This window comes from Pseudomonas resinovorans NBRC 106553, assembly GCF_000412695.1.
GTDB classification, from domain to species: Bacteria; Pseudomonadota; Gammaproteobacteria; order Pseudomonadales; family Pseudomonadaceae; genus Metapseudomonas; species Metapseudomonas resinovorans_A.
Genome location: NC_021499.1, coordinates 1,830,811 through 1,856,179, shown reverse-complemented (window position 1 = coordinate 1,856,179; position 25,369 = coordinate 1,830,811). Strand labels below are relative to the sequence as shown.

General features: G+C 66.4%; 25 protein-coding genes. 12 read left to right on the top strand and 13 right to left on the bottom strand.

Going from position 1 to position 25,369, the window contains the following annotated elements:
• Nucleotides 1–26: 26 nt before the first annotated feature.
• The 3 genes from rarD to PCA10_RS08555 form a co-directional block, all read right to left on the bottom strand.
• Entirely contained in the window at nt 27–923 is an 897-nt protein-coding gene (gene rarD / locus PCA10_RS08565) for an EamA family transporter RarD (protein ID WP_016491663.1), read from the bottom strand.
• 693 nt (nt 924–1,616) lie between these two features.
• A complete protein-coding gene (locus tag PCA10_RS08560) occupies nt 1,617–2,216 on the bottom strand; it encodes an FMN-dependent NADH-azoreductase (RefSeq protein WP_016491662.1) in 600 nt (199 codons plus the stop codon).
• 160 nt (nt 2,217–2,376) lie between these two features.
• Nucleotides 2,377–2,691, bottom strand: coding sequence for a hypothetical protein (locus PCA10_RS08555; RefSeq protein ID WP_016491661.1), 315 nt, complete (start codon nt 2,689–2,691; stop codon nt 2,377–2,379).
• Between the two features lie 107 nt (nt 2,692–2,798).
• Between PCA10_RS08555 and PCA10_RS08550 the strand changes: the two genes are divergently transcribed.
• The 6 genes from PCA10_RS08550 (at nt 2,799) to PCA10_RS08525 (ending at nt 7,945) form a co-directional block, all read left to right on the top strand.
• Nucleotides 2,799–3,725 (top strand): LysR family transcriptional regulator, encoded by a 927-nt coding sequence (locus PCA10_RS08550; protein WP_016491660.1) that lies wholly within the window; start codon nt 2,799–2,801, stop codon nt 3,723–3,725.
• A gap of 13 nt (nt 3,726–3,738) precedes the next feature.
• Complete coding sequence (locus PCA10_RS08545; RefSeq protein ID WP_016491659.1) at nt 3,739–4,548, top strand: alpha/beta fold hydrolase; 810 nt, start codon at nt 3,739–3,741, stop codon at nt 4,546–4,548.
• On the top strand, nt 4,542–5,096 hold the full coding sequence (locus tag PCA10_RS08540; RefSeq protein ID WP_016491658.1) for a peptidylprolyl isomerase A: 555 nt from the start codon (nt 4,542–4,544) through the stop codon (nt 5,094–5,096). The genes PCA10_RS08545 and PCA10_RS08540 overlap by 7 nt, the downstream gene beginning before the upstream one ends.
• A gap of 58 nt (nt 5,097–5,154) precedes the next feature.
• The gene (locus tag PCA10_RS08535) at nt 5,155–6,987 is read left to right on the top strand and encodes an ABC transporter ATP-binding protein (RefSeq protein ID WP_016491657.1); all 1,833 of its coding nucleotides are present in this window, start codon (nt 5,155–5,157) and stop codon (nt 6,985–6,987) included.
• Between the two features lie 143 nt (nt 6,988–7,130).
• The gene (locus tag PCA10_RS08530) at nt 7,131–7,397 is read left to right on the top strand and encodes a DUF2790 domain-containing protein (RefSeq protein WP_016491656.1); all 267 of its coding nucleotides are present in this window, start codon (nt 7,131–7,133) and stop codon (nt 7,395–7,397) included.
• A 251-nt stretch (nt 7,398–7,648) separates the two neighbouring features.
• Nucleotides 7,649–7,945, top strand: coding sequence for a DUF2790 domain-containing protein (locus PCA10_RS08525; RefSeq protein WP_016491655.1), 297 nt, complete (start codon nt 7,649–7,651; stop codon nt 7,943–7,945).
• On the opposite strand, the gene PCA10_RS08520 is transcribed toward PCA10_RS08525, so the two are convergent.
• From PCA10_RS08520 to PCA10_RS08505, 5 genes are all read right to left on the bottom strand, one after another.
• Nucleotides 7,946–9,073 (bottom strand): GNAT family N-acetyltransferase, encoded by a 1,128-nt coding sequence (locus PCA10_RS08520; protein ID WP_041770580.1) that lies wholly within the window; start codon nt 9,071–9,073, stop codon nt 7,946–7,948.
• 103 nt (nt 9,074–9,176) lie between these two features.
• Nucleotides 9,177–9,293: a cytochrome c oxidase subunit CcoM gene (gene ccoM / locus PCA10_RS31235; protein ID WP_041770172.1), complete on the bottom strand. Its 117-nt coding sequence runs from the start codon at nt 9,291–9,293 to the stop codon at nt 9,177–9,179.
• Nucleotides 9,294–9,808: 515 nt separating this feature from the next.
• On the bottom strand, nt 9,809–9,967 hold the full coding sequence (locus tag PCA10_RS30720; RefSeq protein ID WP_016491653.1) for a hypothetical protein: 159 nt from the start codon (nt 9,965–9,967) through the stop codon (nt 9,809–9,811).
• Entirely contained in the window at nt 9,967–10,560 is a 594-nt protein-coding gene (locus PCA10_RS08510; RefSeq protein WP_041770171.1) for an alpha-ketoglutarate-dependent dioxygenase AlkB family protein, read from the bottom strand. Before PCA10_RS08510 ends, PCA10_RS30720 begins: the two co-directional genes overlap by 1 nt.
• Before the next feature lie 43 nt (nt 10,561–10,603).
• Nucleotides 10,604–10,900 carry a hypothetical protein gene (locus PCA10_RS08505; RefSeq protein ID WP_016491651.1) on the bottom strand — a complete coding sequence of 99 codons (297 nt, stop codon included), beginning with the start codon at nt 10,898–10,900 and terminating at the stop codon, nt 10,604–10,606.
• 156 nt (nt 10,901–11,056) lie between these two features.
• Here PCA10_RS08505 and rapA point away from each other — a divergent pair, with 156 nt between their 5' ends.
• Nucleotides 11,057–13,906, top strand: a complete 2,850-nt coding sequence (rapA, locus tag PCA10_RS08500; protein ID WP_016491650.1) for an RNA polymerase-associated protein RapA — start codon at nt 11,057–11,059, stop codon at nt 13,904–13,906.
• 167 nt (nt 13,907–14,073) lie between these two features.
• On the opposite strand, the gene PCA10_RS08495 is transcribed toward rapA, so the two are convergent.
• Nucleotides 14,074–15,399 carry a spinster family MFS transporter gene (locus PCA10_RS08495; RefSeq protein ID WP_016491649.1) on the bottom strand — a complete coding sequence of 442 codons (1,326 nt, stop codon included), beginning with the start codon at nt 15,397–15,399 and terminating at the stop codon, nt 14,074–14,076.
• A gap of 293 nt (nt 15,400–15,692) precedes the next feature.
• On the opposite strand from PCA10_RS08495, the gene PCA10_RS08490 reads away from it, so the two are divergent.
• Nucleotides 15,693–17,894: a putative bifunctional diguanylate cyclase/phosphodiesterase gene (locus PCA10_RS08490; protein WP_016491648.1), complete on the top strand. Its 2,202-nt coding sequence runs from the start codon at nt 15,693–15,695 to the stop codon at nt 17,892–17,894.
• A gap of 147 nt (nt 17,895–18,041) precedes the next feature.
• Here PCA10_RS08490 and mnmH read toward each other — a convergent pair whose 3' ends face one another.
• The 4 genes from mnmH to PCA10_RS08470 form a co-directional block, all read right to left on the bottom strand.
• Nucleotides 18,042–19,148 (bottom strand): tRNA 2-selenouridine(34) synthase MnmH, encoded by a 1,107-nt coding sequence (mnmH, locus tag PCA10_RS08485; RefSeq protein ID WP_016491647.1) that lies wholly within the window; start codon nt 19,146–19,148, stop codon nt 18,042–18,044.
• Nucleotides 19,148–20,182, bottom strand: a complete 1,035-nt coding sequence (gene selD, locus PCA10_RS08480) for a selenide, water dikinase SelD (protein ID WP_016491646.1) — start codon at nt 20,180–20,182, stop codon at nt 19,148–19,150. The genes mnmH and selD overlap by 1 nt, the downstream gene beginning before the upstream one ends.
• A gap of 144 nt (nt 20,183–20,326) precedes the next feature.
• Entirely contained in the window at nt 20,327–21,112 is a 786-nt protein-coding gene (locus PCA10_RS08475; RefSeq protein ID WP_016491645.1) for a hydroxypyruvate isomerase family protein, read from the bottom strand.
• Nucleotides 21,112–21,999: an NAD(P)-dependent oxidoreductase gene (locus tag PCA10_RS08470; RefSeq protein WP_016491644.1), complete on the bottom strand. Its 888-nt coding sequence runs from the start codon at nt 21,997–21,999 to the stop codon at nt 21,112–21,114. The genes PCA10_RS08475 and PCA10_RS08470 overlap by 1 nt, the downstream gene beginning before the upstream one ends.
• Nucleotides 22,000–22,124: 125 nt before the next feature.
• Between PCA10_RS08470 and PCA10_RS08465 the strand changes: the two genes are divergently transcribed.
• From PCA10_RS08465 to phnE, 4 genes are read left to right on the top strand one after another with little or no spacing between them, the layout of a single operon-like run.
• A complete protein-coding gene (locus PCA10_RS08465; protein WP_016491643.1) occupies nt 22,125–22,976 on the top strand; it encodes a putative selenate ABC transporter substrate-binding protein in 852 nt (283 codons plus the stop codon).
• Nucleotides 22,973–23,779: a phosphonate ABC transporter ATP-binding protein gene (locus PCA10_RS08460; protein WP_016491642.1), complete on the top strand. Its 807-nt coding sequence runs from the start codon at nt 22,973–22,975 to the stop codon at nt 23,777–23,779. Before PCA10_RS08465 ends, PCA10_RS08460 begins: the two co-directional genes overlap by 4 nt.
• Nucleotides 23,773–24,600 (top strand): PhnE/PtxC family ABC transporter permease, encoded by an 828-nt coding sequence (locus tag PCA10_RS08455; RefSeq protein WP_016491641.1) that lies wholly within the window; start codon nt 23,773–23,775, stop codon nt 24,598–24,600. Before PCA10_RS08460 ends, PCA10_RS08455 begins: the two co-directional genes overlap by 7 nt.
• Nucleotides 24,597–25,361 (top strand): phosphonate ABC transporter, permease protein PhnE, encoded by a 765-nt coding sequence (phnE, locus tag PCA10_RS08450; protein WP_016491640.1) that lies wholly within the window; start codon nt 24,597–24,599, stop codon nt 25,359–25,361. Before PCA10_RS08455 ends, phnE begins: the two co-directional genes overlap by 4 nt.
• The last annotated feature ends 8 nt before the right edge of the window (nt 25,362–25,369 follow it).

The following is a 25,369-nucleotide window of genomic DNA, read 5'->3' as shown; positions in this document are numbered from 1 at the left end:
GAGCGCAGACACTTTTCGTACAGTGCCTAGAAGCCTTGCCGCGCCTGCTTCCGTAACAGATTGGCACTGTCCCAACCGATCAGCAGCACCGCCAGCCAGATGGGCAGGTAGGTCCAGAGCTGGTCCGGGTTGAAGGGTTCGCCGAGGAAGGCCACGGCCACCGCGAACAGCAGCACCGGCTCCACGTAGCTGAGGATTCCGAACAGCCCCAGGGGCAACAGGCGACTCGACGCCATCATGGCGGCGAACGCCAGGGTACCCAGCAACCCGAGGCCGGGGATCAGCCACCAGAGCTGCGGCGTGGTACTGAACGCACCCGGCGGCGAGAAGTTCAGGATCAGCCAGATCGCCAGCGGCGCCAGCACCGCCATTTCCAGGATGAAGCCGGACAAGGCATCCAGCCGCATCCAGCGACGCAGCATGAAATACGGCGGGTAGCCGAGGGCGGTGACCAGGGTCAGCCAGGAGAAGGCACGGGTCAGCCACAGCTCGTGCAGCACCCCGAGCAGCGCGCAGAGCACCGCAAGCGCCTGCAACGGCCGCAGGCGTTCGGCGTAGAACACCCGTCCGGCCAGCACCATCGCCAGGGGCAGCAGGAAGTAGCCGAGGGACACCTCCAGCATCCGCCCCTGCAGCGGCGCCCAGAGGAACAAGCCCCATTGCACGCCGATCAGCACCGCCGCCATCGGCAGCGCGGCCAGCAATAGCGGCTCGCGACGCAGCCGCCCGAGCACCGAGATGAAGGTGGGCCACTGGCGGCTGACCACCAGTAGCAGCAGCACCGCCGGAATGGACCAGAGCACCCGCTGGGCGAAGATCTGCACGCCATCCAGCGGCGCCAGCTCGCGCACGTAACCGGGCATCAGGGCAAACAGGAAGGAGGCTGTCAGCGACAGCGCAACGCCACGACCGGACAGCTTCATGACCGCCTCGGCACATGGAAGGGAACAGGGAGCGAAATCATCTGGGGCCTCGCAAAGCAGCCGGCGAACATACGCCTTCCTTGCCGCGAGCGAAAGCTTAACAAGGGCCGTTCCTGACCATCCGGGCAGACCCGCCCCCGGCATTGCCGAAAACGCCATGTGCGTCGCGCCCGCGAAATCGGCACGTTCGAAGCAGGCCAGCAACGTAGGATGGGTCGGGAGGCGCTCCGCTGAGCTTGAGATACCCATCAGCCGCGCCAGCATGGGTATCGCTTCGCTCAACCCATCCTACGGCCCATTCCGGCCCGAAACGAAGCACAGAAGCTGAAGCCGCGCGAACCGCCCCTTCAGGAGGCCGAGCGGAATCGTTGCGCAGGGGGACGAGCGGCATGGATGCCGCGAGAGCCGCGCAGGGCCATGGATGGCACTTCGCGGCGGCCCCCGGAGCGACGATGTAGCGAGGGGAGTCCGGCGAAGCCGGACCCGAATGTCGGGGCAAGCGTTTTGCTTCCTTTTAGGCGACTGTAAAAGGGAGTCGCCCGGGAGGGCGAAACAGAAACCCTCAGCTCACACGGCAAAGAGCCCAACGCATAACTGCACGAACATAAAAAAGCCCGACCACAAGGGCCGGGCAGTATCGGTGCGCTCAAGGAGCCAAGGCGCACCTGAAGGAGCCGGAGAGCAATAGCCGGATCAGGCCACCTGGGCCAGTTGGGCGCGGGCGGAGGCCAGGCCTTTCTCCTGGAACTCGTTGCCGAGATTCAAGCCTTCGGCGTGGATGAAGGTCACATCGTGGATGCCGATGAAGCCCATGGCCTGGCGCAGATAGGGTTCCTGGTGGTCCAGCGCGCTGCCGGAGTAGATGCCGCCCCGGGCGGTCAGGACGAAGGCGCGCTTGCCGGTGAGCAGGCCCTTGGGACCGGTCTCGGTGTACTTGAAGGTAACGCCGGCGCGCAGCACATGGTCGAGCCAGGATTTCAGGGTGCTGGGAATGGCGAAGTTGTACATGGGAGCCGCCATCACCAGTACGTCGGCAGCCAGCAACTCTTCGGTCAGCAGGTTGGAGCGTTGCAGGGCGGCCTGCTCGCTTTCGCTATGCTGGTCGGCCGGTTTCATCCAGCCACCCAGCAGGTCGGCGTCCAGGTGCGGTACCTGGTCGACGGCGAGGTCGCGGACGGTGATTTCATCGGCCGGGTGCTCGGTTTGCCACTTGGCGATGAAGTCCTGGGTGAGCTGGCGGGAAACGGAACCTTGCTGGCGGGCGCTGCTTTCGATGACAAGTACGCGGGACATTGGGCTAACTCCATCGGGGGTTGATTGCGTCGATGGAGCGCAGGTTAGGTCGCCACATATCGATAAAAAAGCGTAAATATCCGCCTAAAAATATCAATAAAGTTGATTCATGGCATTGGTGGCACTAGGCTAGGACCTTGTGCCAGAACCACTGCACCGGCTACGTGGGATTGCAGGTCAGCGTGATCCTCAGCCGGATCACCGCGCGGTTGAAATTGGCGGTCACGTAGGAGCTGCTACCGCTCTGCACCACGGTGTTGCGCACGCGGGGATTCTCCGGGCCGTTGACGAACACCACGCGGCATTGCGCCGCGGTACCGCCGACGTTCTGGATATTGATGGCCGCCATGTTGCTGCTGATAGTGGTGGTGTTGTAGACGATCTCCGCGCCGTTGAGCTTCTTCGTCACATCGATCGGGAAGGCGAAGGCCAGCGACGGCAACAACATGAGCGGGACGAGGAACAGCTTGTTCATGGGGCGTTCTCCAATGCAGAGGCGCCAGCTTAGCAGAGCGCCGCGAACGGCATCAGGGCCATGGGCGCGCGCAATTTGCAGGTATAAGCAGCTATAGGAGCAACAGCATGAAAGCCCCGCGCGTAACCCTGGATCAGTGGCGCACCCTACAGGCGGTCGTGGACCACGGCGGCTTCGCCCAGGCCGCCGAAGCGACCCACCGCTCGCAGTCCTCGGTCAGCTACACGGTGGCGCGCATGCAAGAACAGCTCGGCGTTCCGCTGTTGCGCATCGAAGGACGCAAGGCCGTGCTCACCGAAGCCGGCGAAGTGCTGCTGCGTCGCTCGCGGCAGCTGGTCAAGCAGGCCAGCCAGCTGGAAGACCTCGCGCACCACATGGAGCAGGGCTGGGAAGCCGAAGTGCGCCTGGTGGTCGACGCGGCCTACCCCAACGCCCGCCTGGTGCGTGCCCTCTCCGCCTTCATGCCGCAGAGCCGTGGCTGCCGCGTGCGCCTGCGCGAGGAAGTGCTCTCCGGCGTGGAGGAAGTGCTGCTGGAAGGTTCGGCGGACCTGGCCATCACAGGCCTGGATATCCAGGGCTACCTGGGCGCCGGTCTCTGCTCCGTGGAATTCATCGCGGTCGCCCACCCCGACCACCCGCTGCACCGCCTGCAGCGGCAGATCAACTTCCAGGACCTGGAAAGCCAGCTGCAAGTGGTGATCCGCGACACCGGCCGCACCCAGCCGCGCAACGTCGGCTGGCTCGGCGCGGAACAACGCTGGACGGTGGGCAGCCTGTCCACCGCCGCCAACTTCGTCAGCAGCGGCCTGGGCTTCGCCTGGCTGCCCCGGCACATCATCGAGCGGGAACTCAAGGAAGGCCAGCTCAAGCCCTTGCCCCTGGAGCAGGGTGGCAGCCGCCACCCCTCCTTCTACCTCTACGCCAACAAGGACAAGGCCCTCGGCCCGGCGTCGCAGATCCTGGTCGAACTGATCAAGAACTTCGACGCGGCTCCGCTGGACGCCCCCTTCGCGGCTCCGGTTTCCAGTGCCTGACAGGAGGTCGACCATGTCCTATTTCGAGAACGACGGCTGTCAGTTGCACTATGAGGACTACGGACACGGCATGCCGGTGGTGCTGGTCCACGGCCTGGGTTCCAGTACCCGGGATTGGGAATACCAGGTCCCCGTCCTCGCCGCCCACTACCGGGTCATCGTCATCGACGTACGCGGCCACGGCCGCTCCGACAAGCCCCGGGAACGCTACGACATCGCCACCTACGCCGAGGACGTGGCGGCGCTGATCGAACACCTGAGCCTGATCGATGTGCACCTGGTGGGCATCAGCATGGGCGGCATGATCGGCTTCCAGCTGGGCGTCGACCACCCCGAGCTGCTGCGCAGCCTGACCATCGTCAACAGCGGTCCCGAGGTGAAGCCCCACTCGCCGAAGGACTACCTGGAGATCGCCAAGCGCTGGACCCTGTCGCGGGTGCTCAGCCTGGAGACCATCGCCAAGGCCCTTGGCCGCCTGCTGTTCCCCCTGCCGGAACAGGCCGACCTGCGCCGCAAGATCGAGGAACGCTGGCCGCAGAACGACAAACGCGCCTACCTTTCCGCCCTGGACGCCATCATCGGCTGGGGCGTTCGCGATCGCCTGCAGCGCATCCAGTGCCCGACACTGGTCATCACCGCCGACCACGACTACACCCCGGTCGCGCAGAAAGAGGCCTATGTTAAGGAGCTACCGGACGCGCGCCTGGTGGTCATCAAGAACTCCCGTCACGCCACGCCCCTGGATCAACCCGAACACTTCAACGCCACCCTGCTCGACTTCATCGACGAAGTAGAGCGCAACAAGGACCAAACCCCATGCTGAAGAAACTCGTCCTGGGCGCCTGCGCCCTGCTCGTCTCCCTCAACCTGATGGCCGCCGACAATCCCCGCGTGCTGCTGACCACCAGCGCCGGGGAGATCGAAGTGGAGCTGTATGCCGACAAGGCACCGGTGAGCGTGAAGAACTTCCTCGACTACGTGGACGCCGGCTTCTACGACGGCACCGTGTTCCATCGCGTGATCCCCGGCTTCATGATCCAGGGCGGCGGCTTCAGCACCGACATGGAGCAGAAGGAAACCCGCGAGCCGATCAAGAACGAAGCGGACAACGGCCTGAAGAACCTGCGCGGCACCCTGGCCATGGCCCGCACCCAGGCGGTGAACTCCGCCACCAGCCAGTTCTTCATCAACCACAACGACAACGCCTTCCTCGACCACGGCAGCCGCGACTTCGGCTATGCGGTGTTCGGCAAGGTGCTGCGTGGCATGGACGTGGTCGACAAGATCGCCAACGTGCCCACCGGCAACCGCGGCATGTTCCAGAACGTCCCGCAGCAGCCGGTGGTGATCCTCTCCGCCAAGCGGCTCTGACCCTCTCGGCCCGGGCAGGACGCCCGGGCCGAGCGTTTTGCTTTCGGATGGACTCGCCATGCTTTTCCAACGCTTCGAGCGCCTGATCGACGTATTCCGCCAGGCGCCAGATGAAATGCCCCCGCGCAGCGTGCTGCATTTCTACATCCACTACCTGCGCCAGGTCTGGCCGATCTTCAGCGCGCTGCTGCTGGTGGGCCTGATAGTCGCGCTGATCGAAGTGGCGCTGTTCAGCTTTCTCGGCCGTATCGTCGACCTGGCGCAGAGCACGCCCAGCGGCCAGTTCTTCGCCCTGCACGGCGAAGAGTTGGCGTGGATGGCCCTGGTGGCGCTGGTGTTGCGCCCCCTGTTCAACGGCCTGCACGACCTGCTGGTGCACCAGAGCATCAACCCCAGCCTGACCAACCTGGTGCGCTGGCAGAACCACCGCTACGTGCTCAAGCAGAGCCTCGGCTTCTTCCAGAACGACTTCGCCGGGCGCATCGCCCAGCGCATCATGCAGACCGGCAACTCCCTGCGGGATTCGGCGGTGCAGGCGGTGGACGCCCTCTGGCACGTGCTGATCTATTCGGTCAGCGCCCTGGTGCTGTTCGCCGAGGCCGACTGGCGCCTGATGCTGCCCCTGGCCCTGTGGATAGCCGGTTACCTCTACGCGCTCTACTACTTCGTGCCACGGGTGAAGCAACGCTCGGTGGAGTCTTCCGACGCCCGCTCGCGGCTGATGGGACGCATCGTCGACGGCTACACCAACATCACCACCCTCAAGCTCTTCGCCCACACCCGCGAGGAGGAGGACTACGCCCGCGAGGCCATCGACGAGCAGACCTACCACACCCAGATGGCCTCGCGCGTGGTGACCGCCATGGACACCGCCATCACCGCCATGAACGGCCTGCTGATCGTCAGCACCTGCGGCCTCGCCCTGTGGCTGTGGAACCAGGGACTCATCAGCGTCGGCGCCATCGCCCTGGCCACTGGCCTCGTGATTCGCATCAACAACATGTCCGGCTGGATCATGTGGGTGGTCAACGGCATCTTCGACAATATCGGCCAGGTCCAGGACGGCATGCAGACCATCGCCGTGCCGCGCCAGGTCACCGACCGGCAAGGCGCCTTGCCCCTGCGCGTCGAGCGGGGCGAGGTGCGCTTCGAAGGGGTCAGCTTCCACTACGGCAAGGGCAGCGGCGTGATCGAGGGCCTCGACCTGGTGGTCAAGCCTGGCGAGAAGATCGGCCTGGTGGGCCCCTCAGGCGCGGGCAAGTCGACCCTGGTGAACCTGCTGCTACGGCTCTACGACCTGGAAGCCGGGCGCATCCTCATCGACGGCCAGGACATCGCCCAGGTGACCCAGGAAAGCCTGCGCGCACAGATCGGCATGGTCACCCAGGACACCTCGCTGCTGCACCGTTCGATCCGCGACAACCTGCTCTACGGCCGCCCCGGCGCCAGCGATGCCGAGCTGCTGGAGGCGGTGCACAAGGCCCGCGCCGACGAGTTCGTCCCGCAGCTATCCGACGCCACCGGGCGGCGCGGCTTCGACGCCCATGTGGGCGAACGCGGGGTGAAGCTGTCCGGCGGCCAGCGCCAACGCATCGCCATCGCCCGCGTGCTGCTCAAGGACGCGCCGATCCTGATCCTCGACGAAGCCACCTCGGCGCTGGACTCGGAAGTGGAAGCGGCCATCCAGGAAAGCCTGGAAACCCTGATGCGCGGCAAGACCGTGATCGCCATCGCCCACCGCCTCTCCACCATCGCCCGCATGGACCGCCTGGTGGTGCTGGACAAGGGCCATGTGGTGGAAAGCGGCACCCATGGACAACTGCTGGAAAACGGCGGCCTCTATGCGCGCCTCTGGCAACACCAGACCGGCGGCTTCGTCGGCGTGGAGTGAACGGAACGCCGCGCGACGCACCATTGACGTCGCTGATCTGCACTAGCACGCGCTTCGATTTCAACCCGCCGAGCCCGGCTGGTCTTATTGAGCCCGTTTCCGGTTTCACCGAAACCCACCACGGACCCGAGAGGATCAGCCCCATGAAGATCGCTTCCGCCATCAGCGCCGTTCTCGCCAGCCTCGCCCCCAGCGTGTTCGCCCAGGAGTACCACCGGGACATAGGCGCCGGCATCCCGCTAGTCGACTACCACTACGGCATGGAACTGGACGTGCAGCGCGTTCTCAGCCGTACCGACATTTCCCAGAAAGCCGGCGTGGTGCCGGTCACCATGGTCTACGAGGACAGCCAGGGCGAACTGCACAAGGTTCGCTTCCTCGAATGGAGCCGCCACACCAGCAACAGCTGAGCGTCCGCGGCCGGGAGCCCGCGCCTCGGGCTCCCGGCGCCTGCAACATGGCACCCACGTACCCGCTAGACCATTCACCAGGAAATTTCACAGGCTGCGACAAACGGTCGCGGCGCCTCAAGCACGGGGGCTGGCGATTGCTCAAAAAACGCTCAGGGCGCATTCGCCGAACAGGGTCGCTGAACTAACCGTTCTCACCGGGTCAGATGAAGTCCCTTGTCAGCGAAACCCAACAGAGGAATACAAGCCTTATGAAAATGGCCTCGGTTGTAAGCGCCCTGCTCTCCAGCCTCGCACCCAGCGTATTCGCCCAGGACGGCCTGCAGAATCAAGGAGCCGGCGTCGCGCCGGTGGACTACCACTACGGGATGGAGATCGATGTCCAGAAGGTGCTGCACCGCACCGACACATCTCACAAGGTCGGCGTCGTGCCGGTCACCCTCGTCTTTGAGGACAGCGAAGGCGAAGTGCACAAGATCCGCTTCCTCGAGTGGGGCGGCACCACCGTCACCCCCGACCAGCCCGGCCAACCTGAACAGACCGCCTGATCAATCGCGCCGAAACGGGAGCAGGTCGCGCGCCTCCGCGGCGTAGGCCAGCACCCCACCCCGCTCCTGCACGAGGAAATCGTCCACCGCGGCCCGCAGGCCCGGATGGGCCAGCCAGTGCCAGGAGCGGGTGATCACCGGCTCGAAACCCCGAATCAACTTGTGCTCACCCTGAGCCCCTGCATCGAAACGCTGGAGACCGGCGGCGATGGCCTGGTCGATACCCTGGTAGAAGCAGGTTTCGAAATGCAGCCGGTCGAACTCGGCCAGACATCCCCAGTAGCGCCCATAGAGGGTGTCGCCCCCCTGTAGCGAAAAGGCCATGGCCACCGGCCGGCTACCCTGCATCGCCAGCACCACGCGAATGGCCTCCGGCATCCGCTGCGCCAGCAGGCTGAAAAAATTGCGCGTCAGATAGGGCGCCTGGCCACGCACCCTATAGGTGTTGGCGTAGCAGGCATAGACGAAATCCCACTCCGCCTCATCCAGCTCATGGCCCTGGCGCCACTGGAACTCGATCCCCTGCCCCGCCACCTGTTCGCGCTCCTTGCGGATCTGCTTGCGCTTGCGCGAGCTCAGGGCGTCGAGGAAGTCCTGGAAGTCCCGGTAGCCGTGGTTGCGCCAGTGGAACTGGCAACCCAGGCGCTCCAGCCAGCCTGCGCGGCCCCGCAGATGATGGTCGGCGAAGGCATCGGTGAAGTTGATATGCAGCCCCGACAAGTCGTCGCTAACCACATCGGCCACTACCCCATCGAGCAGCTCGCCGGCCGCCGCGTCATCCACCGCCAGCAGGCGCGCGCCGCCCACCGGAGTGAAGGGCACCGCCACCAGCAGCTTGGGGTAGTAGGGAATGCCGGCGCGCTGGCAGGCATCGGCCCAGGCCCAGTCGAACACGTATTCGCCGTAGGAATGACTCTTGAGGTAGGCCGGCAGTGCGGCCCTCAGTTCACCAGCAGGGCCGCGCAACAGGTGGTGGGCAGGGTGCCAGCCACTGCGGCCGCCCACGCTGCCGCTCTGCTCGAGGGCACACAGGAATGCATGGCGCAGGAAGGGTTGTTCGTCCGGCAGCAGGGCATCCCAGTGCTGCGGGTCGAGTTCATCGAGGCGGGAAACTGTCTGGATCGGCATGGCGCCAGTCTGGCGCGGGCCGTTCAGGAAGAAAAGCGCGGACAAAAAAATGGGCGACCGAAGTCGCCCGAGGTGCCTTGCGTGCCTGTAAACCCGGAGTGACTCAACGCGGAGCGCGTTTGTGCGAGTCTTTCCAGATGAAGTAACCGACGCCTACGAAGAAGGCGACCATGAGACCGACGGTGCCTATACCGGCGAGAACCACTGTATCGACGAACATGATCTGCCTCCTGCTTGTGTGGCGTTGTTGCTTCGATGGGTTCAAGTTACCCCCAAGGCAGGAAGGAAAAATTGATCTGGATCAATAGCCGCGAGGCACCGGCGAACAGGCGCTCGGAATACTGACGCAGGTCAATTTTCTGGAGGGTGTGAAGCGAGGGAGGCGCTGGGGACGCTCATTTCGTGGCGGTATCCATGCCAACGCCGAAATGCGTCGCCTGTAGGAGCGAGCTCTGCTCGCGAACAGTTCACAGGATGGGTCGGTCGGCGTTCCGCGAGCGAAACCCGACACACCCGAACGATGGGTTTCGCAAGCTCTACCCATCCTACAAAGAAACGGCAGCGAGCTTCCGGGCGGCCCGGATGCGAAACGGTTAACTCGTAGGTTGGGTAGAGCGCAGCGAAACCCAACACACCCAGCCGGGGTCTCGAAGCGTTGGGCTTCGCGTAGCTCAGCCACAACCTACGGGCAGGCGCTTCGCCAAAGCCCCGGATCGAGCACCAGCGGGAGCCCGCTCAGCGCTTCTTCGGCTTCTTGGCGCCCTTCTTGCCCTTGGACAACGGCATGGCCTGCTCGAAGGCCTTGCGCATGTCGTTCAGGCGCTTGTCGTTGAGGTCATGGATGCGCTTGTCGCGCTCGGCACCGAAGTCGATCAGGTTTTCGTCGTTGCTCATCAGCGGATCCAGCGAAAGGTGAGATTGAGGCGAGGGGCGCAAGGGGTACGGGTCTTCGCCACCTGATGCTGCCAATAATGCTGCGTCGGCCCGCTCATGACCAGTAGCGCGCCATGCCCAAGTTCCAAGGAATGCTCGATGCGGCTCGCGCCCTTGCGGCGCAGATCGAAGCGGCGCGTGCCGCCCAGGTTGAGCGACGCCACCAGCGGGTTGCGGCCCAGTTCCGGTTCGTCGTCACTGTGCCAGCCCATGGAGTCCTGGCCGTCGCGGTAATAGTTGAGCAGCACGCCGTTCAGGCGCTGCCCCACCGCCGCTTCGACCCGCGCGCGGATTTCCGCCAGCAGCGGCGTCCAGGGCAGGGGTTGGTGGACCAGGCCGGAATAGCGATAACTGGCCTCGGGGTCGCCGTACCAGGCCACCAGCCGGGGTACCGGGTAATAACGGCCATGGAGATGCACCTGGGGTTGCTCCCAGGGCGTTTCGGCCAGCAGCCGTGCCAACCAGTCGCGGGCCTCGGCGGGCGTGAGAAAGTGCGGCTCGTAACGCAACCGGGCGTCGGGCAGCTTGAGGGGGATATCGTCGAACAGGTCCACCGGCGTCGGCTTCAGGCAATCGGATGGGTCATTCTGCGCCCCCTCAGACCTCCACATCCACCCACAACCCCTTGCGCGGCAGCGCCTCCAGGACCGCCTGGTCCTCCTCGGCCACCTCTCCGGCAGCCAGCTCCTCGGGGGTGTAGCCCCGGCGCTGGCGCCGACGCTGCTCCTCTCGCAGCAGCTCCTCGGCCTCCTGTGGATGGCGCTTGTCCAGGCCGACGGCGCTTTCCTGCGCGCTCTCCTGCAGGGGGGTGACCGGCGGGATATCCGGGCGCGGCTTGACCGCGTCGTGCTGGGCGGTGACAGGAATCAGGCCTTGGGGAATGGGTGGCAACATGATGGAAGCCCTCCTTTGGTCAGTCTGTCGGCCGCCTTCGGCGCTTCTTTACCCGCGCTCGCTACACTTTTGCGGATAGTCGGCCCGTATCCGGCGTCGCCCTGCGCCTTCGGTTCCGTTAACATACGCGGCTTTTTTCATCTCAGGGAGACACGCATGGCGCAGCAGTATCAACCGGGGCAACGCTGGATCAGTGACAGCGAAGCGGAGCTTGGGCTCGGAACCATCCTGACATCGGATGGCCGCCTGCTCACCGTGCTCTACCCGGCCACTGGCGAAACCCGTCAGTACGCGCTGCGCAACGCCCCCCTGACCCGCGTGCGTTTCGCCCCCGGCGACGAAATCACCCATTTCGACGGCTGGAAGCTCAACGTCCAGGAAGTCGAGGATATCGACGGCCTGCTGGTCTACCACGGCATCACGGCGCAGAACGAGCCGCGCATGCTGCCGGAAACCCAGCTGAACAACTTCATCCAGTTCCGCCTGGCCAACGACCGCCTGTTCGCCGGCCAGATCGACCCGCACAAGTGGTTCGCCCTGCGCTACCACACCCTGGAGCACCGCTCGCGCCTGCTGCAATCGTCCCTCTGGGGCCTTGCCGGTGCCCGCGCCCAGCCCATCGCCCACCAGCTGCACATCGCCCGTGAAGTGGCCGACCGCGTTGCGCCGCGCGTCCTGCTGGCCGACGAAGTGGGCCTGGGCAAGACCATCGAGGCTGGCCTGGTGATCCACCGCCAGCTGATTTCCGGCCGTGCCAGCCGCGTGCTGATCCTGGTACCGGAGAACCTCCAGCACCAGTGGCTGGTGGAAATGCGCCGCCGCTTCAACCTGCAGGTGGCCCTGTTCGATGCCGAGCGCTTCGCCGAGAGCGACGCCAGCAACCCCTTCGAGGATACCCAGCTGGCCCTGGTTTCCCTGGAATGGCTGAAAAGCAGCGAACGCGCCCAGGATGCCGCCTTCGCCGCCGGCTGGGACCTGCTGGTGGTGGACGAAGCCCACCACCTGGTCTGGCACCCGGAACAGGCCAGCCCCGAATACCGCCTGGTGGAGCAACTGGCCGAGATCATCCCCGGCGTGCTGCTGCTCACCGCCACGCCGGAGCAGTTGGGCCAGGAAAGCCACTTCGCGCGCCTGCGCCTGCTGGACCCGAGCCGCTTCCACGACCTGGAAGCCTTCCGTGCCGAAAGCGCCAACTACCGCCCGGTGGCCGAAGCCGTCCAGGAACTGCTCGACCAGGGCCGCCTGAGCGCCAAGGCCGAGACCACCATCAAGGGCTTCCTCGGCGAGGAAGGCGAAGGCCTGCTGCAAGCCCTGGCCGCTGGCGACAGCGAGGCCGCGCCGCGCCTGGTGCGCGAGCTGCTCGACCGCCACGGCACCGGCCGCGTGCTGTTCCGTAACACCCGCGCCGCCGTGCAAGGCTTCCCCGAGCGCCATCTGCACCCCTACCCGCTGCCCAACCCGGTGGAGTACATGGAGCTGCCGATTGGCGAGCACCCGGACCTCTACCCGGAAGTCAGCTTCCAGGCCCAGCAGGACGGCACCGACGACTCCGAGCGCTGGTGGCGCTTCGATCCGCGCGTCGAGTGGCTGATCGACACCCTGAAGATGCTGAAGAAGTTCAAGGTGCTGGTGATCTGCGCCCACGCGGAAACCGCCCTGGACCTGGAAGACGCCCTGCGCGTGCGCTCCGGCATCCCCGCCACCGTGTTCCACGAAGGCATGAGCATCCTCGAGCGCGACCGCGCCGCCGCCTACTTCGCCGACGAAGAGTTCGGCGCCCAGGTGCTGATCTGCTCGGAAATCGGCTCCGAAGGCCGCAACTTCCAGTTCGCCCACCACCTGGTGCTGTTCGACCTGCCGGCCCACCCGGACCTGCTGGAACAGCGCATCGGCCGCCTCGACCGGATCGGCCAGAAGCACACCATCCAGCTGCACGTGCCCTACCTGGAAACCAGCCCCCAGGAGCGCCTGTTCCAGTGGTACCAGCAGGCCCTCAACGCCTTCCTCGCCACCTGCCCCACCGGCAACGCCATCCAGCACCAGTTCGGCCCGCGCCTGCTGCCGATGCTCGAAGGCGGCGACGACCAGGACTGGCAGGACCTGGTGAACGAGGCCGAAGCCGAACGCAAGCGCCTTGAAGGCGAAATGCACAACGGCCGCGACCGCCTGCTGGAGCTCAACTCCGGTGGCGCCGGCGAAGGCGAACGCCTGGTGGAAGACATTCTCGAACTGGACGACCAGTTCACCCTGCCCATCTATATGGAGTCCCTGTTCGAAGCCTTCGGCGTCGACAGCGAAGACCACTCCGAGAACGCCCTGGTGCTCAAGCCCGGCGAGAAGATGCTCGACGCCGGCTTCCCCCTGGGCGACGACGAGGGCGTGACCGTCACCTACGACCGCAACCAGGCGCTGTCCCGCGAAGACATGCAGTTCCTCACCTGGGAACACCCCATGGTGCAGGGCGGCATGGACCTGGTGCTGTCCGGCTCCATGGGCAACACCGCGGTGGCCCTGATCAAGAACAAGGCGCTCAAGCCCGGTACCGTGCTGCTGGAACTGATCTACGTCAGCGAGGCGGTGGCCCCGCGCAGCCTGCAGCTGAGCCGTTTCCTGCCGCCCAAGGCGCTGCGCTGCCTGATCGACGGCAACGGCAACGACCTGGCGGCCAAGGTGGCCTTCGACACCCTCAACGACCAGCTGGAAAGCGTGCCGCGCGGCAGCGCCAACAAGTTCGTCCAGGCCCAGCGCGATGTGCTCGCCAAGCAGATCAACGCCGCCGAAAGCAAGGTGGCCCCGCGCCACGAGGAGCGCGTGGCCGACGCCAAGCACCGCCTGCAGGCCGAGCTGGTGGAAGAACTGGCGCGCCTCACCGCGCTCCAGGCGGTCAACCCGAGCGTGCGCGACAGCGAGCTGGAAGCCGTACGCCACCAGCTCGAACAGGGCCTGCAACTGCTGGACAAGGCCGCCCTGCGCCTGGAGTCGATCCGCGTGCTGGTGGCCGGCTGATTCGATCCCATCGGCATCGATCGATGGGTATCGCAGGCTCGCGGAACGCCGCCCGACCCATCCTACGAACTACCGGGCTTGCCCTTGTAGGATGTGGTTGAGCGAAGCGATACCCATCACCAAAAAGAAGGCCCGCAAATGCGGGCCTTCTTGCGTCTGGAACAATGTCAGGCCGCCGCGGCCGCCATCCCCTCGCGCATGTTCGCGGCATCGCGCACGAAGCAGCGCGCAGCCTGGAACAGCGACAACATGGTCAGGGTCAGCGCCACCGGCACCAGGTACAGGGCGTTGTGCAGGCCCACCGCCTTGTAGGACTCGTTCATCTCGCTGGCGCCGGCCGCCAGCATCGCCGCCTGGGAGTAGTGGTCCGACAGCAGCCCCACCACCACCGGGCCGAGGCCGCCACCGAGCAGGTAGAGGCCGGCGAAGAACAGCGCCATGGCGGTGGCCCGCAAGCGCGGCTCCACCACGTCCTGGATCGCGGTGTAGACACAGGTATAGAAGTTGTAGGCGAACAGCCAACCGATACTGAACACGCCCACGAACACGGCGATCTCGACGCGCCCGGCCAGCAGCGCGTAGCCGGTGCAGACCGCCGCAATCAGCATGCTGAAGGCGGCCAGCAGCAGGCGGCCACGCTCGGACCTCTGGTGCACCTTGTCCGCCGCCCAGCCACCCAGGGTCAGGCCCACCAGTCCGGTCAGGCCGGTGATGATGCCGGTGGCGATCGCGGCCTGCTCCAGGGGCAGCAGGAAGTAGCGCTGCAGCATCGGCACCATGAAGGAGTTGGTGGCGTAGGTGGCGAAGTTGAAGGTCAGGCCGGCCAGGGTCAGCCACCAGAAGGTGCGGATCGCCAGGACCCGGCGCAGCGGCTTGTCCACCGGTGCGAGGGTCATCTGCACGCTCTCGGCGGCGCCACGGGGCGGTTCCTTGATGAAGAACATGAAGATCGCCAGGATCAGCCCCGGCACGGCGGCGATGAAGAAAGGCGCGCGCCAGCTGTCGAATGCCTTGACCATGGCACCGATGGTGAAGAAGGCCAGGACCAGGCCCAGCGGCAGGCCGAGCATGAAGATGCCCATGGCGCGGGCGCGCTTGTGGGCGGGGAACAGGTCACCGATCAACGAGTTGGCCGCCGGCGCGTAACTGGCCTCGCCGATGCCCACCCCCATGCGTATCAGCAGGAAGCTCCAGAAGTTCCAGGCCAGGCCGTTCACCGCAGTAAGCCCGCTCCACACCGCCAGGCCCCAGCCCATGATCTTCCTGCGCGCGCCGGTGTCGGCCATGCGCCCCAGGGGCACACCGGCGATGGCGTAGACCAGGGTGAAGGCGGTACCGATCAGGCCCAGCTGGAAGTCGCTCAGGCTCCACTCATGGCGCACCGGCTCGATGATGATGGCCGGGATGGTCCGGTCGAAGAAATTGAACAGGTTCGCCAGGAACAGCAGGAAGAGCACGCGCCAGGCATTGGCCGCTTGAGGGGATTGCTGCATGTGTCGGTCTCGTTTTTGTTGTCAGGCGCCCGGGCAACCGCCGGCCGGGCTCGATTCCGCAATCTAGAGGCTTCGCCCGCCGGCTGTCTGCGAAAATTCGTGGCATTTATGTAACCCGATGCTGCCGCCACAAGGGCACCGGCACCCGGCGCGACCGATCACCCCCCAAAGACAACCGTTCAGCGCCCGGGCACGGCCGTCCCAGATTTGCCTGCCATGCTTTCGAAGTTGAAGTCATTGTGCCAGCACCCTCCCTTACCCGACGTTGCATCGCCTGCATGGGGAATCCCACTATGGACTGGTTGGGCCTGCGTTTCGGTACCGAACTCCCCGCTGACGGCCAGGTACTGCTGGCCTGCACGCACAATAGCTGGCTGGTGCTGCTGGCCTTCCTGGTCGCTTCGGGAGCCGGTTACTGCGCCTTCGACATGGCCGAACGGGTGGCCCATGCCCAGCAGCCGGAAATCCGTCGACGCTGGACCTGGCTCGGCGCCTGTTGCCTGGGCGGCGGCATCTGGGCGATGCACTTCATCGCCATGCTGGCCTTCGAGGCGCCGATCGCCATCGACTACGACATCCCCACCACCGCCCTCTCCCTGTTGCTGGTGCTGGCCGTCTCGCTGGTGGGCATGCACACCCTTGGCCGCCCCAGCGCGGAACCGCGCCACTACTTCGCCGCCGCGCTGACCGTCGGTTTCGGCATCGCGGCCATGCACTACTCCGGCATGGCCGCGATCCGCTCGGTGGCGACCCAGTACTACCACCCCGGCATGGTCGCGATTTCTTTGGGCGTCGCCATCGCCGCCAGCCTGGCGGCCATGCTGCTGTCGAGCTTCTTCCGCGAACGCAGTGACAGCCACAAGCTGCTCAAGATCCCCGCCAGCCTGGCCATGGGCGGCGCCATCTGCAGCATGCACTTCACCGGCATCCTGGCCCTGCAACTGGCGGTTCCGGCAGGTACCGAACTGCACCTGGAGCGAGCCGACAACGCCTTGCAACTGGGCCTTAGCCTGGCGGTGATCGCCGGCATCGTGCTGGTCTTCGCCTTCTGCGTGGTCTGGACCGACAAGAAGCTCCAGGGCAAGGAGCGCGACCTGCTGCATGTCAGCAACCTGCTGCGGGAGCTGGAGCAGGTGAAGGTCAAGCTGCAGAACGTCGCCCATTACGACGCCCTGACCAACCTGCCCAACCGCCGCGCCTTCAACGAATTTTTCGCCGAGAAGCTGAAAAGCCACGCCGAGCACCGGCAATCCATGGCGGTCATGTTCCTCGACGTGGACCACTTCAAGCGCATCAACGACAGCCTCGGCCACGACGCCGGCGACGAGCTGCTCAAGGTGGTCGCCGACCGGGTACGCGGCGTACTGCGTCGCGAGGACGTGATCGCCCGCCTCGGCGGCGACGAGTTCTGCGTGCTCGCCAGCCTGGTCAACCTGAGCGAAGCCAGGGCGCTGTCCCAGCGCATCATGCAGCGGATGATGGAACCCATCACCCTGGCTGGGCGCAATGTCACCATGACCACCAGCATCGGTATCAGCCTCTACCCCGATGACGGCGAGACCTGCGAGGAACTGCTCAAGCACGCCGACCTCGCGCTCTACCAGGCCAAAGGCAGCGGGCGCAACAACCTGCATTTCTTCAGCCGCCACCTCAAGCACAAGGCCACCTTCGAGCTGCAACTGGAAGAAGAACTGCACAATTGCCTGGCCAGGGACCAGGGCCTGTTCCTCGCCTACCAGCCCATCCTCGACCTTCACACAGGCCAGGTGACCAAACTGGAAGCCCTGGTGCGCTGGCAGCACCCGCAGCTCGGCCTGTTGCCGCCGGACCGCTTCATCGGCGTAGCCGAAGCCAATGGCTTCATCGCCAAACTGGATGCCTGGGTGCTGCGCAGCGCCTGCCGCGACCTGGCCAGCCTGGCCGCCCAGGGCTTCCACGACCTGCGGGTGGCGGTGAACTGCTCGGCGCTGAACCTCAGTCGCGACGAGCTGCCGGATGAGGTGGAGAGCGCCCTGCGGGAGTCAGGCATACGTGCGCAGCGGTTGGAGCTGGAGGTGACCGAGAACGCCCTGATGCGCAACGTCAACCAGGCCCTGCTGCTGCTCGAACGCATCCGCGGCCTGGGTGTGAGCATCTCCATCGACGACTTCGGCACCGGCTACTCATCCCTGGCCTATCTCAAGCGCCTGCCGCTGGACACGCTTAAGGTCGACCGCTCCTTCGTGATGGACATTCCCGGCACCCGCGCCGGCATGGAAATCGTCCAGGCCATCATCGTCATGGCCCACACCCTGCAACTGCAGGTAGTGGCCGAAGGGGTGGAGACCCGCGAGCAGCTCGAATTCCTTCGCGCCCACGGCTGCGACTTCATCCAGGGCTACCTGCTGAGCCGCCCGCAGCCGCTGGCGGTGATCGAAGAGTTCCTGCGCCATCCCCATGGGCTGGGCGCAAGCAATGTGCTGCCGTTGCGCCCGGCGGACTCGAATCCGGCCTGATCCCGCTCCGCGTCTATCCGGCGGCACCCCGTAGGAGCGAATTCAGTCGCGAAACGGGCCGCAGGCTCGCCGGCGGATCTCCAGGGGGCTGCGTTGCAGCCCTTCGCGATTGAAATCGCTCCTACAGTCAGCAACCCGGTTCGAGGTTCAGCGTCCAACCGGCCTGCGCTGGCGCAGGTATTCCAGCACCGCCGCCTGCTCCCCCGCGAACTCGATGCGCGCGGCCTTGCTCTCGCGCTGGAAGGCGTACATGGGGTCGTAGTACTCGCGAAGCAGGCCCTCGATCCAGCCACGATGCAGCTCCACCTTGCCGGTGGCCTCCTGCTCGGCCAGGGCCTGGTCCATCAACGCCGCCATGCGCTGGTGGCGCTCGCCGCCAAGGCGTTTGACGATATTGGCCAGACTCTGCCGCAGGCGCGCGGCGAAGCGCGCAAAGCCATGCTCCTCGCCATGGGCGGCGATGAACTCGGCGCAGAGGTTCACCACGTAATCGCGCAGGATGCGCTCCACCCGATCCTCGAAGCTGTCGTCGAGCCACACCAGCGGATACGCCTGCATACCCTGGTAGAGCTCCAGGGGCAGCGAGCAACTGCCGACGATGCGCCCTTCGTCTTCCAGCACGAACTGCCCATGGCCGGCGGCGCGCTTCTTGAGGATGTCGATGGCCAGCGCGTTCTCGAAATCGATCTGCGCCGGCTGCGGCGTGGCGCGCTTGCCGAAGCTGGAACCACGGTGGTTGGCGTGGCCCTCCAGGTCCAGGCTGTTGGCCAGTTGGGCGATCACGTCGGTCTTGCCGGTGCCGGTCAGGCCGCCCACCAGCACGAAGTCGCACTGCTCCACCGCCTGCTGGGTGGTTTCCAGGAGGAAGGTCCGCATCGCCTTGTAGCCGCCCTTCACACGCGGATACTCGATACCCGCCTCGGTCTTCAGCCATTGCTGGACCAACTGCGACCGCAAGCCGCCACGGAAGCAATAGAGGTAGCCCTGGGGATTGGCGTGGGCGAAGGCCGCCCAGGCCTCGATGCGCTCGGTCTTGGTGGCGCCCTGGACCAGTTGATGGCCGAGGGTGATGGCCGCCGCCTGGCCGTGCTGCTTGTAGCAGGTACCGACCTTCTGCCGCTCGATATCGGTCATCAGCGGCAGGTTCACCGTGTGGGGGAAGGCGCCCTTGGCGAACTCCACCGGGGCGCGGGCATCCATCATCGGCAAATCGTCGAGGAAGATTTCGCGGTAGTTCGAGGTGTCCGGACGCATCAATGCACCTCGACCGCGAGACTCTGTCGCTCTTGCAGCTGGCCGATGGGCGCCAGGGTGAGACCAAGCTCCTCGGCTACCGCGAGGAACTCCGCCTCGCCATCAGGGGCCACCGCCACCAGCAGGCCGCCGCTGGTCTGCGGGTCGCAGAGCAGCAGCTTCTGCACCTCGGCCAGGGGCGCCAGGCGATGGCCGTAGCTGTCAAAGTTGCGCAGGGTGCCGCCGGGCACGCAGCCCTGCTCCAGGTAGTACTCCACGCCGGGCAGGCTGGGCACTTTCGCGTAGTCGATCCGGGCGGTCAGGCCGCTGCCATCGGCCATCTCCACCAGGTGGCCGAGCAGGCCGAAACCGGTGACGTCGGTCATGGCCTTCACCCCTTCGAGCTTGCCGAAGCGGCTGCCGGGCTTGTTCAGTGTGCACATCCAGTCGCGGGCCAGGCCCACGTCCGCCTCGCGCAGCTTGCCCTTCTTCTCGGCGGTAGTGAGGATGCCGATGCCCAGGGGCTTGGTCAGGTAGAGCTTGCAGCCGGCGCTGGCGGTGTCGTTGCGCTTCATGTGGCGCTTGTCGACCACTCCGGTGACGGCCAGGCCGAAGATCGGCTCGGGGGCGTCGATGGAATGCCCGCCCGCCAGGGGAATACCCGCTTCGTCGCACACCGAACGGCCACCGCGCACCACTTCGCGGGCCACTTCCGGCGGCAGCAGGTTCACCGGCCAGCCGAGGATGGCGATGGCCATCAGCGGGTCACCGCCCATGGCGTAGATGTCGCTGATGGCGTTGGTGGCGGCGATGCGGCCGAAGTCGTAGGGGTCGTCGACGATCGGCATGAAAAAATCAGTGGTGGACACCACGCCGCGCTCATCGTCCAGGGCGTAGACCGCCGCGTCGTCCTTCGAGGCGTTGCCCACCCAGAGTTTCGGGTCCAGGTTCTGCGCGCCGCTGCCGGCGAGGATCACCTCCAGTACGTTGGGAGCGATCTTGCAGCCGCAGCCGGCGCCGTGGCTGTACTGGGTGAGGCGAATGGGGTCGGTCATGGTTCTCTCTACGGAATCAGGTTGAGTGCCTGTAGGGGCGAATTCATTCGCCATGCGGGCCAACGGTCCGCCGCCGGCATTTGCCGGGGCCGCTGCGCGAACCCTGGCGAATGAATTCGCCCCTACACCTTGTGCGTTCTCGGTTCAGGCCACCCTGGCCTTCCATTCCTTCAGCCAGCCGAGGCTGTCGGCGGTGACGCCGGCGGGCTTGTACTCGGCGCCCAGCCAGCCGGGGTAGTCGTCGTCCCTCAACGCGCGCAGGGCCGGGCCGAAGTCGGTGTTGCCACTGCCCGGCTCGCCCCGTCCCGGGCAGTCGGCGAACTGCACATGGCCGATGCGGCCGGCCAGCAGGCGGATGCCCGCCGCCGCGTCCACGCCCTGGCGGGCCATGTGATAGAGGTCGTACTGGGCCTGCAGGTTGCGGTGGTCGACGTCGCGCAGCAGCTCATCCAGCTGCTCCGGGGTGTTGACCAGGAACCCAGGCATATCCAGCGAGTTGATCGCCTCGCAGAGCACACCGATGCGCAGCACCGCGAAGGCCTCGGCGGCCTTGCGCAGGTTGTTCGCCAGGCAGGCCATCGCCCGATCCCGGCTGACTCCCTCGGCCTGACGCCCGGCCAGCACGTTGACGAAGCGCGGACGGGTCATGGCGGCGTAGCTCAGCGCCTGCTCCAGGGCGTCGTCGAACTGCTCCTGGCGCTCCGGCACCGCGGCCAGGCCGGGGCCGCCTTCCATCAGGTCGCCGGCCGGCAGGTTGATGAGGATCAGCGGCAGGCCGGCCGCTTCCAGCACTTCCTTCATGCGAATGGCCGGCAGCTCATAGGGGAACTGCACTTCCACCCCGTCGAAACCGCAGACGCGAGCGGCGATGACGCGCTCGATCAGCGGACGGTCGGTGAACAACAACGACAGGTTGGCGGCGATCTTCATCAGTGATTCTCCCGGTACATTTCCACCAGCGTAGCCGGATCGCGCTCGAGGTTGCCCTGGCTGCCGTGCAGGCGCATCAGCTGCGCGGCGAGGCCGCTGAGCGGCGTCGCCGAGTCATGTTCGCGGGACAGGCGCACGGCGGTATCGAGGTCCTTCAACAGAGTGCGCACATGCCACTTGATGGGCTCGAAATGGCTCTCGGCCATTTGCGGCGCGAGAATCTGCAGCGGCTTGGAATCGGCGAAACCACCGGCCAGCGCCGGTGCGATCAGGCTGGCATCCACCCCGGCCTTTTCCGCCAGGGCCACCACTTCGGCGATCACCAGGGCGTTGCAGGCGACGATCATCTGGTTGCACACCTTGGTCACCTGGCCGGCGCCCACCGCGCCCATACGAGTCAGGCGCTGGCCCAGGTGGGCGAGGATCGGCCGCACCCGCTCCACGTCATCCTCATGACCACCGGCCATGATCGCCAGGGTACCGGCCTCGGCGCCGGCCGTGCCGCCGGAAACCGGCGCATCGATCCAGCGCATGCCCGTGAGCGCTTCCAGCTCGGCGGCCATCTCGCGGGTGGCGGCCGGCTCCAGGCTGGAGAAGTCCACCAGCAACTGGCCGGGCCGGGCGCCCTGGACGATGCCTTCTTCACCGAACACCACCTTGCGCACCACCCGGGTATCGGCCAGGCAGAGCATCACGATGTCGGCCTCGGCGCAGAGTTCGGCCGGGGTCCTGGCCCGCCGCGCGCCTAGCTCCACCAGCGGAGCGCACTTTTCCGGGGAACGGTTCCAGACGGTCAGCGGGAAACCGGCGGCCAGCAGTCGGCGGGTCATGGGAAGGCCCATCAGGCCGATGCCGGCAAAGGCAATGGAGGGCAACGAAGCGGTCATGCCGAAACTCCAGGCAGTTGGCGAAACGCACATCTTAAACGCCTGGCCGGCAACTTGGGCCTTCATTGCCCGCCGGCGGCCACTATAATCCGCCTGCCTTTTCCGCTATTGAACCGGAGAACCCCATGTTCAAACGCACCTTGGCCCTCGTGGCCGGCATCGCCCTGTCCCTGTCCGCCGTGGTTTCCCAGGCCGCCGATGTCTTGCGCGTCTCGGCCATTCCCGACGAAGCCCCCACCGAACTGCTACGCAAGTTCAAGCCACTCGGTGCCTACCTCGAGCAGCAACTGGGCATGAAGGTCGAATTCATCCCGGTGGCCGACTACGCCGCGGTGGTCGAATCCCTGGCGGCCGATCGCCTCGACATGGCCTGGCTCGGCGGCTTCACCTTCGTCCAGGCGCGCCTGAAGACCGGCAACGCCATACCCCTGATGCAGCGCGAGCAGGACGAGAAGTTCACCAGCAAGTTCATCACCGCCAACCCGGAGGTGAACTCCCTGCAGGACCTCAAGGGCAAGACCTTCGCCTTCGGCTCGGTGTCCTCCACCTCCGGCAGCCTGATGCCGCGCTACTTCATGCAGAAGGACGGCATAGTCCCCGAGCAGTTCTTCTCTCGCGTCGCCTTCTCCGGCGCCCACGACGCCACCGTGGCCTGGGTCCAGGCCGGCAAGGTGGATGCCGGCGTGCTCAATGCCAGCGTCTGGCAGAAGCTGGTGGATGCCGGCAAGGTCGACACCGACAAGGTCCGGGTCTTCGCCACCACGCCGACCTACTACGACTACAACTGGACCGTGCGCGGCACCCTGGACCCGGCCCTGGCCGAGAAGATCAAGCAGGCCTTCCTCGCCCTCGACCCGGCCAACCCGGAGCACAAGGCGATCCTCGACCTGCAGGCCGCCAGCCGCTTCATCCCCACCAAGCCGGAGAACTACACCGGCATCGAGGAAGCCGCACGTTCGGCCGGCCTGTTGAAGTGAGCCTCGCGCTTCGCGGCGTGGACCTGGTCCACGCCAACGGCCAGCCTGCGCTGCGGGGCATCGATCTGGCGGTGGGCAATGGCGAACGGGTGGCCATCATCGGCCCCTCCGGTGCCGGCAAAACCAGCCTGCTGCGCCTGCTCGCCACCAGCCTGAAACCCGCCGCCGGGCAGTTCGAACTGCTCGGCACGACGCCTTGGGGGATTTCCGCCGGCGCCCGGCAACGCCTGCGCGCGCGCATCGGGCTGGTGCACCAGGCCCCGCCGCTGCCGCCGCGCCAGCGGGTAGTCACCGCCGTGCTGGCCGGCAAGCTCGGCCAATGGCCCCTGGCCAAAGGGTTGCTGAGCCTGCTGCACCCGCTGGACAGCCCCGGTGCCCAGGCGGCCCTGGCGCGACTGGACCTGGCCGACAAACTCTTCGAGCGCTGCGACCAGCTCTCCGGCGGCCAGTTGCAGCGGGTCGGCATCGCCCGTGTGCTGTACCAGGCGCCGGAACTGATCCTCGCCGACGAACCCGTCTCGGCGATGGACCCGGTGCTGGCCGACCACACCCTCGGCGTGCTCTGTGCCGACGCCAGCCGCCGCGGCGTCACCCTGCTGGCCAGCCTGCATGCGGTGGAACTGGCCCTGGAGCACTTCCCGCGCATCGTCGGCGTACGGGACGGACGTATCGCCTTCGACCGCCCCCGCGCAGCGGTGAGCCAGGCCGACCTGGACGCCCTCTACGCCAACGAACAGCTGTCCGGCGACCTGCCGTCCCCGCCGTCCCCGGCCGTGGCCGTACTGCACATTCCACGATGCTGACAACCGCACCCCGCGATCCTGCGGCCCTGCCCCGCCTGCTGCTCACCCTGCTTGCCCTGGCCCTGCTCTGGCCGGGGCTCTCCCTCAGCGAGCTGAACCCGGCGGTGCTGCTGGACGAAGGCAACATGCACACCATGGGGCAGTTCCTCGCGGCCTTCTGGCCGCCGGAGCACGGCGAAGAGTTCCTCCTGCTGTTGGGCCGCGCCACCCTGGAAACCCTGGCCATCGCCACTGCCGGCATGAGCCTGGCGCTGCTGATCGCCCTGCCCGCCTCGCTCTGGGCCAGCCGCGCGCTGTCGCTGTCCGCGCTGCCCCGAGGCGGCCGTCCGGCCTGGTGGGCCCAGGCCCTGCGCTGGCCCGTGCGCGGGCTACTGATCTTCCTGCGCAGCGTGCCGGAAATCGTCTGGGCCTTGCTGTTCGTCCGCGCCGTGGGCCTAGGTCCCACCGCCGGGGTGCTGGCCATCGCCATCACCTACAGCGGCATGCTCGGCAAGGTCTATGCGGAAATCTTCGAGTCCGTCGACCCGCGCCCCACCCGGGCGCTGCTGGCGGCTGGCAGCCCACGCCTGGCCGCCTTCGCCTACGGCGTGCTGCCCAGCGCGGCGGCGGAAATGCTTTCCTACGGCGTCTATCGCTGGGAATGCGCGGTGCGCGCATCGGTGGTGATGGGCTTCGTCGGGGCCGGCGGCCTGGGCCAGCAGATGGACCTGTCCATGCGCATGTTCGCCGGCGGCGAGGTAGCCAGCATGCTGCTGACCTTCCTCGTCCTGGTGCTGCTGGCCGATCAGTTCAGCCGCTTCCTGCGCGGGAGGTTCGCGTGAGGCCGGGCAACCTGCTGGTGATCCTCGCCCTGCTGGCGGCGGTGATCGCTTCCTTCATCTGGCTGGGCATCGACCTCGGCGCCCTGGTCAGCGGCGACGCCCTGCAACAGATGGGCAGCTACGCCGCGCGCTTCCTCAAGCCGGACCTGTCCGCGGCGCATCTGCAAGCCATTGGCTGGGGCGCCCTGGAAACCCTGGCCATGTCCGCCCTGGGAACCCTGCTGGCGGCCGTGCTGGGCCTGTTGCTCGCCCTGCCCGCCGCCGGCCGTTTCGGCGCCCTGGCACAAAGCGCCGCGCGGCTGGTGCTCAACGCCCTGCGCGCGATACCGGAGCTGGTGTGGGCAGCGCTGATGGTGCTGGCCGCCGGCCTCGGCCCCAACGCCGGCACCCTGGCCCTGGCGCTACACACCACCGGCGTACTGGGCCGCCTGTTCGCCGAAGCGCTGGAAAACACCCCGCCGGCACCGGCCGAAGCCATTCGCCTCGGCGGCGGCGGACACATCGTCGCGTTCTGCTACGGCACCCTGCCCGGCGTCTGGCCGCAGCTGGTGGCCTACATGCTCTATCGCTGGGAGAACAACATCCGCATGGCCAGCGTGCTCGGCTTCGTCGGCGCCGGAGGCCTGGGGCAGATGCTCTACATGAGCCTGTCGCTGTTCCAGGAAGCCCAGGCGGCCAGCGTGATCCTCGCCATGCTGGTGCTGGTACTGGGAGTGGATGCCCTCAGCGGCTGGATGCGCCAACGCTGGGTCAGTGCCTAGGCAAGGCT